Origin of the sequence: Singulisphaera photorubra (assembly GCF_045290345.1) — a bacterium.
Lineage (GTDB): Bacteria > Planctomycetota > Planctomycetia > Isosphaerales > Isosphaeraceae > Singulisphaera.
Map to the genome: position 1 here is coordinate 2,027,481 of NZ_CP155447.1, position 13,446 is coordinate 2,040,926.

Annotated in this window: 6 protein-coding genes; 1 reads left to right on the top strand and 5 read right to left on the bottom strand. The window is 62.4% G+C overall.

The features are described 5' to 3' along the window. Positions 1 to 288: 288 nt before the first annotated feature. The 4 genes from V5E97_RS07950 to V5E97_RS07965 all read right to left on the bottom strand — a co-directional run bounded on the left by V5E97_RS07950 (position 289) and on the right by V5E97_RS07965 (position 8,862). Complete coding sequence (locus tag V5E97_RS07950) at positions 289 to 3,240, bottom strand: ATP-binding protein (protein ID WP_406698787.1); 2,952 nt, start codon at positions 3,238 to 3,240, stop codon at positions 289 to 291. 231 nt (positions 3,241 to 3,471) lie between these two features. Beyond that, complete coding sequence (locus V5E97_RS07955; RefSeq protein ID WP_406698788.1) at positions 3,472 to 6,555, bottom strand: efflux RND transporter permease subunit; 3,084 nt, start codon at positions 6,553 to 6,555, stop codon at positions 3,472 to 3,474. A gap of 42 nt (positions 6,556 to 6,597) precedes the next feature. Next, positions 6,598 to 8,133: an efflux RND transporter periplasmic adaptor subunit gene (locus V5E97_RS07960; protein ID WP_406698789.1), complete on the bottom strand. Its 1,536-nt coding sequence runs from the start codon at positions 8,131 to 8,133 to the stop codon at positions 6,598 to 6,600. A 216-nt stretch (positions 8,134 to 8,349) separates the two neighbouring features. After that, a complete protein-coding gene (locus V5E97_RS07965) occupies positions 8,350 to 8,862 on the bottom strand; it encodes a hypothetical protein (protein WP_406698790.1) in 513 nt (170 codons plus the stop codon). Positions 8,863 to 9,521: 659 nt separating this feature from the next. On the opposite strand from V5E97_RS07965, the gene V5E97_RS07970 reads away from it, so the two are divergent. Continuing rightward, the gene (locus V5E97_RS07970) at positions 9,522 to 11,306 is read left to right on the top strand and encodes a hypothetical protein (protein ID WP_406698791.1); all 1,785 of its coding nucleotides are present in this window, start codon (positions 9,522 to 9,524) and stop codon (positions 11,304 to 11,306) included. Between the two features lie 636 nt (positions 11,307 to 11,942). Here the strand turns inward: V5E97_RS07970 and V5E97_RS07975 are convergent. Continuing rightward, positions 11,943 to 13,394: a carboxymuconolactone decarboxylase family protein gene (locus V5E97_RS07975; RefSeq protein ID WP_406698792.1), complete on the bottom strand. Its 1,452-nt coding sequence runs from the start codon at positions 13,392 to 13,394 to the stop codon at positions 11,943 to 11,945. Between the last annotated feature and the right edge of the window lie 52 nt (positions 13,395 to 13,446).

The window sequence follows — 13,446 nt, forward strand, 5'->3', positions numbered from 1 at the left end:
ATTTGGGCGAAAGTGCCGATCTGCCGATCCCGCGCGGATGCCAGCCAAGGAACCGAAAGCCATCGGTCGAAGACGGACAGTCTTGGGCTTACAGCGGTTTTTCTTTGCGATGCCTCCAGCGAGGGCGAAAAAGGGAACTGGCCAGCGGCCTGGTAAGCCCTTTTATCGTTGATCGCCAGGCTCTACGGCCGGGGCCCGGTCCCTTTGGTCCGTGCGCCCGCCGGATGCAAACCGCTGGGGGGTGAAATTGTAAGTAATGGGAGTGGGTTTCGCCATCATCGGATTGCGTTAGCAAGGCCCGTCGATGAGTGAGAGCAGCGCGTCGTGGTCAATCGGTTTCACCAGGTGGTGGTCGAAGCCTGAACTCGTCGATCGCCTGCGGTCTTCCTCCTGGCCGTAACCCGAGATGGCGATGATGAGGAGGTCTTTGCACGCTTTCTCGGCTCGGAGTTTCTGGGCGACCTGATAGCCGTCCATGCCCGGGAGTCCGATGTCGAGAAGCACGATCTCCGGCTTGAAGTCGCTGACCCGTTCGACGGCTTCGAGGCCGGTCGAGGCGGTGGCGACTTCGTGGCCTTTGAGCCGCAGCAGCCGTGCCATGCACTTCACCGTGTCTTCGTTGTCGTCGACGATCAGAAGGCGACGGAGTTGAGTCTTCCGGTCCGACTTGGGCGTCGCAGGAGCCCGAGCCGGCCGGATTTCCTGGGCAAGGGAGGGAAGAGTGACACGGAACATGCTTCCCTGGCCCGGACCGGCGCTCGCCGCCGTGACGGTTCCACCGTGCATCTCAACCAGGGTCTTCACGATGGTGAGCCCGATTCCAAGCCCCCCTTCCGAACGAGCGAGGGTTCGATCGCCCTGGGTGAACAACTCGAACATCTGAGGGATGCGTTCGGGAGCAATGCCGACACCATCGTCCTTCACGGAAAGAATGATGTTTTCATCCTCGTGCGCAATGGCCACGGAGATCTGGCCCCCCTCCGGGGTGTATTTCACGGCATTCGTGAGCAAGTTTGTGAGGATCTGTTCAAGGCGTAACGGATCGGCGTGGACCAGGGAAGCTCCGCGAGTCGAGGATACGGTGAGCTTCTGCCTGCGCAGTTCGGCGGTCGGCCTGACGGCCGCCACGGCCTGTCCCAAGATCTTGGAAGCGTCTATTGTCTCACGCTGCAACTCGATTTTTCCATGCGTCAACCGTGAGATGTCGAGCAGGTCGTCGATGAGGCGAGCGAGATGCTTCACCTGGCGGTCGAGGACCTCGTTGGCCCAGACGTGATGCTCGCCGGTCTTGTCCTGCTTGAGGAGCTCAGCGGCGTTGCCGATCGACGAAAGCGGATTTCTCAGTTCGTGAGCGAGCATGGCCAGAAATTCGTTCTTGCGCCGGTCCGCATCGATCAGTTGCTCGTTTCGCTGGTGCAGCTCGATCTCGAACCGCTTTCGCTCGATGGCGATGGTCGCCGTGCGCGTGACGATGTCGATCAGTCGGAGATCATTCGGGCTCGGCTGTCGTGGGCGGTGATAATACATCGCGACCGAACCGAGCACCGCGCCACTGCTGGAGAGAATCGGGTGCGACCAGCACGCGCGGAGTCCGTGTGACAGAGCCAGGTCCGCGTAGTCGGCCCACAGCGGGTCGTTGGCGATATCGCTCACGTAGATCGGTTTTTTCTGAAAGGCCGCTGTGCCGCAGGAGCCGACGGCGGGGCCGATGGCGGTGCCATCGATCGCCTGAACGTAGGCTGTTGGAAGCGTCGGCGCCCCACCGTGCCGGAGGTGCACGCCGTCCGGGTCGAGCAGCAGAATCGACGCGTGCATCTCCTCCTCTTCAAACTGCTTCTCGATCATCCGGCAGAGGGCGTCGAGCACTTCGGAGAGGCTCGAGTCGAGGACCACTAATTCGAGAATATGTTTTTGCTGTTCGAGGAGGGCTTCGTTTTGCTTGCGGCTGGTGACATCGAGCGTCAGCCCAACTAGCCCCAGGGTCGACTCGACGGCATGGTAGATCGGACGGCCTCGAGCGAAGATCCAATGCAGGCTGCCGTCAGGCCAGTAGACGCGGTATTCCGCCTCATAATCTTCGCCGGTGCTGAAGGCCCTTTCGATCCGTTCGCTGACCGATTCTCGGTCGTCGTCATGGAGCGCATGGAGAAAGTCGTTGTAAGTGAATGATTCGTTCGCCGCGCGTCCGAAGTCGGCCCTGCACTGTGCCGAGCACCGCAAATCATTGCTGGGAAACTCAAGGTGCCAGCTCCCGAGCCGGCCGACCTCAAGCGCGTAGCGAAGCTCATACTCACTCTGGCTGAGCGCCTCCGCGCTCCGTTCCAGACGGTCCACCCGCTCTCTTTCTTCATTCAAGAGCCTTTGCCGCTCTTTGGCGAGAGCGACGTAGTGGCAGACCGCCTTGAGGAATTCGAGCTCATCTTCACTGAAACGGTCGCGATTCCTGGTGGCAAACGAGAGCGTGTCGAGCAGGCGGTCGCCAGCCTTGAGAGCATTGTAGGCGGAGGCACGAGGGCCGAAGCCGTTGACGGCCTGAACTCGCTCGTCATCGGAGTTCTGAATTTCAGACGCAACGAGGGATGGTTCGGGAAGGTCGATGGGGTCGCAGACTGCCTCCCCAAGCTTCCGGAGTTTGATGCCCTGGGCCTCGGGCTCGGAAATTCCGGCGCAAGCGTCGAGTTGCAGGCCATCGGCCTCAGAGTCCAGCATGACGTTGAAATAGGCGTCGAGCCCGAGATGCTTCGAGACGGTCTCGAAGAGTCGGGTGACCATGGCCTCGGGTTGGTCGGTGGCGAGGAGCTTGCCGGTGGCCTCGGACAGAATTTGAAGTCGCTCGTTGCGCCGCCGGAGCGACTCCTCGTGACGTCGCTGAACGCTCACATCGCGGAACACAACGACGGTTCCGACAGTCTTTCCATTCTCTTCGATGGGGGAGGTCGTGTGCTCGATCGGGACCAAGAATCCGAGTCTTGTTCGCAGAAGTGGCCGCTTCGGCAGGTCCATCCGGCTTGGATCCAATGCGGCCATCCGCGGGAACGGCTCGATCGCCGTTCCCGATTCCTCGTCGAGGAGAGGAAAGATTTCGGAGACCGGTTTTCCCTTCGCCTGACAGAGTGAACTCCCCGTGAGGGTCTCGGCCGCAGGATTCATGAACGTGACGCGACCATCCATGTCACCGACGATGACGGCGTCGGCAATGCTGTTAAGGATCGTCGGGAACCAGGGTAGACTGTTTGTCATCGTTGACATAAGTCCTGCATGTCTGAAACGTCGAATGAATCAAGTTCATCAAATCTCGCAACAGGGGTGGATGTCAAATGGTTTCATCGTCCCTGGGAAAAAACTGATGTGATTTAACTGGCAAATTCTCATTTTCAGGCGAGGCAAAGCGAGCCACAACCCGTAGCCCGGCCGGCCGGGCTACGGGTTGGACTCAATCATTGCGATCAACGAACCTGGCGGATGCACCGGTTAGAGCTCGATCGATTTGGGGCGTTCGACAAACCAAGGGTAGATCGCCGGGAGGACCAGGGTGGTCAGCAGGGTTGAGGTGATGAGGCCGCCGATAACGACAGTGGCCAGGGGACGTTGAAGCTCGGCGCCGGGGGTGGTGGCCAGGGCCATCGGAATGAAGCCGAAGCCGGCGACGAGGGCGGTCATCAAGATCGGCCGGAGGCGGACGACGGCGGCTTCGCGGGCGGCTTGGTGAGGTTCAATGCCCTCGAGGCGAAGTTGTTCGACGGCGCTGACCCAGACCAGACCGTTGAGCACGGCCACGCCAAACAAGGCGATGAAGCCGACCCCCGCCGAGATCGAGAACGGCAGGTCACGGGCGGCCAGGGCGAAGATCCCGCCGGTCGCCGCCATCGGCACGGCCAGGTAGATCAAGGCGGCCAGCCGCAGTGAGTGAAAGGTACTGAACAAGAGCAGGAAGATCAGGGCCAGGGCGATCGGCACGACGATCATGAGCCGTTGGGTGGCGGATTGCAGGTGCTCGAACTGTCCGCCCCAGCGGAGGATATAGCCGGGAGGGAGCTGTACCTTGGCCTGGATCGCCGCTTGGGCCTCGGCGACGAAGCTGGCGATGTCGCGGCCCCGGACGTTGACGCCGACGACCGCCCTGCGCTGGACGTTCTCGCGTTCGATCTCGCTGGGGCCTTCCTCGAAGCGAACGTCGGCCAGGTCACGGAGGGCGATCGGCCGTCCCTGGGGATCGACGATCCGGATCGACCGGATCTTCTCGGGATCGTTTCGCCAGGCTTCGGGGAGGCGGACCTGGATCGGGTGCCGGTACTGCCCCTCGAAGACAGTGCCCACGGTCGTCCCTCCCAGGGCGGCGACCGCCTCCAGGACGTCGGCCCCTTTGATTCCATAGCGTGCGAGTTGGTCGCGGCGGACCGAAATCCGGAGCATCGGCAACCGGCCCGAGGTTGGCGTCTTGATTCCGGTCGCTCCCCGGACTTTTGCCAGGGCACGCTCAATTTCCCCTGACTTGCGGCGGAGGACCTCGAGCTCGGGGCCGTAGAGCAGGACGGCCACGTCGCTCTTGACGCCCGCGACGAGTTCGTTGACCCGCATCTCGATCGGCTGGCTGAAGCCGAACTTGACGCCGGGAACGTTCTCATTCAGCTCTCGGTCCATCGCCTGAATCAGGGCGTCCCGGGTCAGGCCAGGGCGCCACTCCGCCGGCGGCTTGAGCAGGGTCCAGATGTCGGTCTGATGCACTCCCATCACGTCGTTCGCGATCTCGGGGCGGCCGGTCTTGCTGTAGACCAAGCGGACCTCGGGGAACTTTTTGAGGATGTTCTCGATCTGTGTCGAAGCGGCCACGGCCCCTTCGAGCGAGGCCGATGGGATCCGCACGGCCTCGATCAGCAGATCACCTTCATTGAGCCGGGGCATGAACTCACCGCCGAGTCCGAGCGCCACCGGCACGCTCGAGACCACCAGGCCGAGCGCCAGCAGGGTTGCGATCACCGGGCGGCGGATCACGGCGTCGAGCCCGGGCACGTAGACTCGCTTGAGCAGGCGGACGAGCCAGACCTCCTTTTCTTCGGCTTTGGAGGACAGGACGAGCGAGGCGAGCACCGGCATCAAGGTCAGCGAGAGCACCATTGAGCCGGCCAGGGCGAAGATAATCGTCAGGGCCATGGGCCGAAACAGCTTGCCCTCGGTCCCCTCGAGCGCCAGGATCGGCAGGTAGACGATCGCGATGATCAACTCGCCGAACATCGTCGGCTTGCGGACCTCGACGGCGGCGTCGCGAATGATTTCGAGCTTGGGCCGCGTCCCCCCCTCGTGCCCCAGGCGGCGGACACAGTTCTCGATCATGATGACGCTCGAATCGACGATCAGACCGAAGTCGATTGCGCCGAGGCTCATCAGGCTGGCCGTGACCCCCGTGGCGAGCATCACGTTGGCCGCGAAGAGCATCGACAGCGGGATCGCCAACGCCACGATCAGGCCGCCCCGGATGTTGCCTAGCAGGAATAGCAGGATCACGACCACCAGGGCCCCGCCCTCGGCCAGGTTGTGCAGCACCGTGTCCAGGGTCTGGTCGATCAAGTGAGTCCGGTCATAGAGGGGTTCGATCGTCACCCCGGGGGGCAGGCTCTTCTGGAGTCTGGCGATCTCATGCTTGACTCGCTCGACCACCGTCCGCGAGTTCTCGCCGATCAGCATCATGACCAGGCCGGTGACGATCTCCCCCTCGCCGTCGCGGGTCGCCAGGCCGGCGCGGATCATCGGCGCGGGGTGGACGTTGGCGACGTTGGCGATCGTCACGGGAACGCCGTTGCGCTCGTCGATGACGATCGCGGCGATGTCGGCCACGTCGTGCGTCTGGCTCTCGCCGCGGATGTAGCGAGCCTCCCCCTCGTGGACGAGGTAGCCGCCGCCGACGTTGGCGTTGTTGCTTCGCAAGGCGTCGAAGACCTGGGTCATCGACATGCGATAGGTGGCCAGCTTGTCGGGATCGAGCTCGACCTGGTACGTCTTGAGCTCGCCGCCGTGCGAGTTGATCTCGGTGACGCCGGGTACCCCGCGCAACTGGTAGGCGACGAACCAATCGAGGATCGTCCGCAGCTCCATCGCCGACACGCCCGACCCCTTGGCCGCCTTGACCTGGAACTGGTAAACCTCCCCGAGCGCCGTCGTGATCGGCCCCAGGGTTGGCTTGCCGTAGCCCGCGGGGATCGCCTCCTGCGCTCGGGCGAGCCGCTCGCCCACGAGCTGCCGGGCGCGGTAGAGGTCGGTCCCCTCGTGGAAGACGATCGTCACCACCGAGATCCCGAACTTGGAGATCGAGCGGATCTGCTCGACGTTGGGGAGCCCGCTCATCGCCCCTTCGACCGGGAACGAGAGTAAGGTCTCGACTTCCAGGGGACTCAGTGCGGAGGCTTCGGTGATCACCTGGACTTGAACGTTCGTCAGGTCGGGGACCGCGTCGATCGGAAGATGGAGCGCCGAGTAGACCCCGAGGACCGCGACCAAGAGGGTCCCCGTCAGTACGAGGAAGCGGTTGGCAAGGGCTGATGCAATAAGCGAATTAAGCATGTTAGTTTTTGAGTGGGCCTCGATCCGTGGATCGTCCCAACTTCAATCCTCCCCGCTTTCGTTCTGGAGGATCAATTCGCTTTTGAGCAGGTAGGCACCCGCGGAGACGACGGGCTGGCCCTCGGTGAGTCCGGCGAGGACGGCTCGGCGGCCGTCCATCTCGCGGCCGAGCTTGATCGGCTGGAAGGTGAAGGTGTGTCCGTTCTGGCCGGAAGGGATGAATACCCCCTCCTGTTCCTCGATCTCGACGATGGCGGCGGTCGGGATCGTCAGGGCGTTCTGGGTCGTGGGGCTGTCGAGCATGATCCGCGTGAACATCTCCAGCTTGAGGAGGCCGTCGGCATTGTCGGTCTCGGCCAGGAGGGGAACGGTCCGCGTGGTGGGGTCGACCGTGGATCCGACGGAGAGGAGCTTGGCTGGAAAGGTCCGGCCGGGGTAGGCCGGGGCGGTCATCCGGATCCGTTCGGCCTTAAGGGCCGGCAGAACGGCGAGGTCGGACTCGGTGATGTTGGCCATCACCCAGACCGTTTTTAGGTCGGCCAGTACGAAGAGGATATCGGTGGGGTCGGCCTTCTGGCTGGGCACGGCCGTCTTGGTGATGATGGTGCCGTCGAATGGCGCGGTGACCTGGCAGGCCGTCACGTCTTCGGACGACGAGGATCGGGAGGCGGCGACGTCGCTGGCGTGAGCGAGCAACTGGGTAATGTCCTCCTGGACTCCGAGGATCCGCAGCCGTTGCGCCGCGTCGATGACAGCCGCCTCGGCCAGGCGGACTTTCTGGTCGGCCAGGGTTTGCTCCTGGGACGCGTCGAACCGGACCTGTTCCAGGACCGCCCCCAGCTTGGCCTGGTTTCCCTCGAAGGTATGCAGGGCGACGGCCGCGGGGTGCTCGCCGATGATCTGATCTTTGAACAGAGCGCTGGTCTTCTCCGCCTCGTGGGAGGCGATCTCGAATTCGGCGTAAGCCTGGAGCAAGAGCGCGCGGTCGGCACCGAGCGGTCGGTCGGCGTATTCCTTCTGAATCGTGGCGGCCGGCTCCCGCTTGCGGATCGCCGGGATCAGCCGAGCGACGTTGTTGGCAACCTGCTGCTTCCACTCAAACTCCTTCCGCGCGGTTGCCAGCTCGATCTGCCGGCCCCTCAGGTTGAGGCGGGCGGTGCCAATGTCGGGGCTGTCGAGGACGGCCAGGAGCTCACCTTTCCGGACCGTACGACCCAGGTTGACCAGCACCTCGCGAACGACCCCCGCGGCGCGAGGACGGATTTCGACTCGGCGGTCGGGATTCGCCGCGACCTTCCCCGCGACCGTCACCTCGGAGGGAAGTGAGATCTGATTCACCGGCTCGATTCGAATCCCGGCCGCCTTCAACTTTCCCTCCGCCAGGGTGACGGTTGTGACCGCCTCGGTCACTGGCACGTCTGCCGCCTCGGGGCGTGCCGAGGAAGCCTGCAGGGACCGCCCGTGGAACAGCGTGTCGTGCAAGATAAAACTTGCGATCAGGAGAATTAGGCAGAGGGTGAGGGCGACCCAGGGCAATATGCTCTTCAACGACCGACGGTTCGGCAATGCAACGGACATGTGGGGATGCCTCCCATTTTCCACCGACTTCTCCGATGGCCACATCCCTTCACTTGATTGGTGGAGGGGATGCGGTACCCGGAGAAGGGATCGCTTGCGCAATCCGCTTTGGAATCGACTAGGCCACGTTGGGGATGGTGGGATCTCTGAAGGAGGCGCGCACAGGCCCACGGTGGGGCGTGTTGCCGCTCTCGATCGAGAGGTGGCAAGGTCGACTCAGCAGAGCCAGCGTTCGAGCAGGACGATCGGGGAGGTGGGGCGCGCAGTGGTGGCGCTGAAGTAGGGGAAACCGCGGCATGGCCCGAGGACCGAGAACCAGGGATCGATCAGGTCGGGAGGAAGCGTTGCCTGGGGACAGAGCGAGGTTCGCACGAGGACTTGCGAATGCGTGTCCGGCACGAACCGAGGGCCATCGTCCCAGGTCGATGCGAGCCAGTCGGCGACGTGCGCGTGCAGCGCTGGCCCTTGCTCCGGCAGGGCCGAACCGGCTCCGTCTTCCGTGGGCAAGAACCAGTGCCAGTGCAACGTCGCCACGTCCTGAGCGAGCCCCGCGGCGGGATGCCAGCGGAGCAGGTGGTCGTGATGGTCGCAGATTTCTCCGGGCGCGTCATGGTGGCGAATGTTGTGGAAGTCAGGTTGCGGCAACGGAGTATGGACGAGGCTGAAGATCAGGAAAATGATCCCCAGGCCGCGTCTTTCTCGTCGTTGTCGCCAACCGCGGAGAGACATAGGCGGTTCCACGCTCCATTCGCCCCTCGAACACGCAAAGGGGAGGACCCAAGCTTTTTAATTATCAACGCGGCGATCGGTGGCGTCAAGCCGCCCCGTGCGATCGATTTGAGCGTCTCATGTCTGCCTTAATAAGATCGACCTCAATTCTTCGCAGCGCCTTCTCTGTGCCTAATCTCGTTGTAAGCCACGGCTTCAAAACGGGATCGGTGGTCAGCGGAATTTAGCTAGACTCGTGAAAATCAGGAGATTTTACAGTTGCCTACGCATACGGAATTGTTAGCCTAAACTTCTTAGGCTGGATTTTCTCTGTGGTGCTCGTAGAACTCCTATATTGTCAGCCGATGGCCGCCGATTTGCTGGAAGTGGTGCAGCGGTGACGTCAGGGGTGATACCGAGCGCCTGGGAATCCACTGGGAGCATTTTTCTGAACGCTTCGGCTCGTCTTCAATCCGCGGTTCACACGCTGAGAACAAAACGGATTCTCGACTGAGATCAAGAATCAGAAATCCAAATCATCAACAGTGCGAAAGTTGATGATAGGGGCTTCCAGGCAATCAGGCGGGTTCGATCCACCGGTTTGTCAGCAAACAGGGCGGACTGTTTCTATCCCAGAGTAGACGTCTGCCGGAACAGGCTCCAAGGGAGAACGCATCATCATGAGACGCCCGAAGGGGAAGAGGAAGTTGGCGACGGTACGTCGGCTTGCGTTGGCGGTTGCGATGGGCACGGCTCTGTTGAATGTCTCGGCCATCTCGGCCGAGGCCGCCGGCCTCTTTAGCAGCCGACACAAGAATGTTGTGGCCTGCTCCCCCTGCGGTGGGGACGGCTCGGTGGTTGCACCGACGTCGGGAGACGCGTGTGGTGGGACGACGCTCGTCCCGCAGACCACTTACCAGTCCGTGATTGAAACGGTCTACGAGCAGGTTCCGGTCACGCAGACACAGACGCAGTATCGCACCGAGTACCGGACCGAGACGGTCCCGGTCACCCGGACGGTCTGCGAGACGGTTCCAGTCACGCAGATGCAGACGCAGTACCGCACCGACATCAAGACGGAGACGGTCCCGGTCACCCGGACGGTCTACGATACGGTTCCGGTCACGCAGATGCAGACGCAGTACCGCACCGACATCAAGACGGAGACGGTCCCGGTCACCCGGACGGTCTGCGAGACGGTTCCGGTTACGCAGATGCAGACGCAGTACCGCACCGACATCAAGACGGAGACGGTCCCGGTCACCCGGACGGTCTGCGAAACGGTTCCGGTCACGCAGATGCAGACGCAGTACCGCACCGAGCAGGTGCCAGTGACCCAGGTGGTGAACGAGACGGTCAACGTCCCGCGCACCGTGACGGTGAACGTACCGAAACAGGTGATCACGTATCAGGATCAGGTGCGCACCGTGTCGCAGCCGGTGACGACCATTCAACGCCAGCAGCGGCGTGACGTCGTCTATCGCAATGTGACCGAGACGGTCATGCAACCCCAGACGGTGACCGTCTTGGAGTGCCGGGTCCAGACGACGATGGTCCCCCAGACCTACACCGTTAACCAGCCGGTTACGACGACTCGGCAGGTGGTTGAGTGGGTCGAGGCTCCGGCCCCGGCCGTGGCCTCCAGCCAGCAGTCGCCCAGCCCGCAGTCGGCCGCTCCCGCACCCCAGCAGGTTGTGCGCGACGTGACCGAAACCCAGTATGTCTGCCAGACCCAGACCCGTTTGGTTCCGGTTCAGCAGACCGTTCAGGTTCCCGTGCAGCAGACCCGGATGATTCCTGTTCCGGTCACCCGCGCTGTGCCTGAAGAACGCGTGACCGAGGTCTGCGTACCGGTGACCACCATCGTCGCGCAGCAAGTGACCGACCGGGTTCCCGTCACTCAGACCATCACGGTTCCCGAAACCCGGACCGAGTTCGTGCCGACTGTGCAGTCCCGAAACGTGACCGTGATGACCGTCCGCCAGGTTCCTGTGCAGGTTCCGGTGACGACGTACACGACGCAGACGCGTCAGGTGACCGAGAACACGACCCGGCAAGTGGCCGTGCAGGTTCCTGTGCAGGTTCCGGTGACGACGTACACGACGCAGACGCGTCAGGTGACCGAGAACACGACCCGGCAAGTGGCCGTGCAGGTCCCCGTGCAGGTTCCGGTGACGACGTACACGACGCAGACGCGTCAGGTGACCGAGAACGCAACCCGACAAGTGGCCGTGCAGGTCCCCGTGCAGGTTCCGGTGACGACGTACACGACGCAGACGCGTCAGGTGACCGAGAACGCAACCCGACAAGTGGCCGTGCAGGTCCCTGTGCAGGTTCCGGTGACCGTGATGACCTGCGTCCCGCGGCAGGTGGTTCGCCAGGTGCCGTGCACGACTTATGTCCCGGTGCCGACGACCCCGGCTCCCGCCCCCGCTCCCTCGAGCCAGGCGTCCCCCCAGAGCTAAGTGGTGCAACCGGCAAGTTTTGATCTCATCGAAGCGTGAGCCGAGAGTTGAAGGAGTGGCACGGTTGGTCCGGCTGCTGTTTCATCAACGATCCGTGACAGAGCTCAAGAACCGATAATTCTCAACGACCCGATACAGGACTAGAAAGCCTCTCGCTACTCGTTCCCACAGTCCTCCGTGGGAATGAAGTCTTGGACGCTCTGCGTCCTCGGCTTTCGAGGGCCAGACGACGCGGAGCGTCGGGGACGGCATTCCCACGGGGGACCGTGGGAACGAGGGTGAATCTTAGCTCTATGGCGGATCGTTGATAATTCTTGCGGTTTCCGCCCCGGGTTGGTTTGCAGTAGCACGGCCGGCCCGGCCGTAATTTCCTCTTGTACGCTCTCGGCTTTGGACCCCGTCGCCTTGTGAGGCGGTGGGGTTTTTTCGTCGCCATGAGTGCGGATGCCCGCCCAACGGACACTGAAGTTTATGTGGATAAACAGAGATTGACTATGATTGATTTGTTTGCGCGTGCGCAGCCCACTGGTAAACCGCTGCAAGGGGAGGCAGCGGTTTGCCAGTGGACCTCAATCTATAAGCACGTGGGGTTCAGATCACCAGGCTGGAGGCAGCCGCTTCAGATCCCCCCTTGCTTTACCGCTCCAGTTGCAGGCCAGCGGCCTCTGTGATGCGGTCGAACGACGCTCGGTTGGTCGTGTAGCTGATGAGTTGAACGACATCACGGGGGCCGGCGAATTTGACCGCGTTGGCCACGTCCTCGTCTGTAAGCACGACGGGCGAGGCTGCCAGTTTGCGGGCCACGGTGAAGAGGGCACGCTCAGACATCGTGAATTCAGACCAAGGGCCGTCGAGCTTATCGATTTGCTCTTGCGACTGGCCAAGTTGCTCGAGGCGTTTCTTGGCGTGACCCACGGCATACCAAGCCCGGTCCTGGCGTGCGATGATCCAGCTCACCTGGGCCTTGAGTAAGGGCGTCAGATCCCCCTTCTCCTCGGCCGACTGCAAGCTGATGACCCGGCTTACACCATCGCGGGGGAAGTTGGCAAGGAGCCGAATCCACTGGGGGAGCGGGCCACTGGGGCCGTTCTCCGAAAGGACTTCGCGTGCCTTGGCTTCATCAAGGAGTGGCAAACGCGGCTTTCGATTTCGGCAGAGTTCGAGTGCTCGCTCTACCTCCTCGCGTGATTCGAGCGCGGGGCGTTCGCAAATCGTCTGTCGGCTCGGTTCGCCCGAGATTCGATCAACCTGGATCGGCGCGACCTTGGTGATGGTCGTCCTGAACTTTTCTGGTGTCGGTGTCAGGTAGGATTGGGCGGGTGCCGTGGCATCCGGGGCCAGGGCAGGCGCAGGAGTCGCGCCGTTTTCCGTTCGCCTTCTGAAATTGCCGCCGTCCTTGGATTGGGGGATACCTGCCCCCTCTTTCCACCGATTGATCGCGTTGTTGCCGGCGATCGAGAGGATCATCTCAAGGATTTGCAAGTCTTTGTAGGACTTTCGCAGTTCATCAATATCAGCATCATTCAGTCTGTGGGGTTCGTAAGTCAGCTTTCGCGCGAAGGCGAACGCCGCGCGCTGGGCCGGATTGAATTCCAGCCAATCGCCGTCCAGGGCGGCGATCTCTTCTTCCTTCAAGCCGGCCCCCAGGAGCTTGGACTCCTGGTGTCCCAGGCAATACTGGCAGTTGTTGGTCCGCGAGACGACCCAGAACATCTGGGTTTTGAAGGGGTAATCCAGCGACATGTTGGGATCGGTGTTGCGTCGAATTCCCGGCTCTGCGGCGGTTCCTCCCTTCAAATCAACGGCCGGCGCCGCCTGCGCATTCCCTCCTCCGAAGCGAACTCCCTCGCTGGGATGGAGATAGAGCTTGCGGAGGCGACTCTCATAGCCACTTTCACGTTCGCCCAGCTTTGCCTTCTCCTCGGCGCTCAGTTCCGGGAGCTGAAAGCGGGGGTGTCGAAGCTTCATATCTTCGAGCAACTGCTTCATTTCGGGCCGGGTGAGTGGCACGGGCCGAGGCTCATCCGCCCTGAGAGGGCCGACCGACGCCAACAGCAAACCCATGGCCAGGGCTGCGTTCTTGCGCATGGCAGAGATCCTCTTTCGTCGTCAAAATGGATGCCGATACATCAGTCGATTC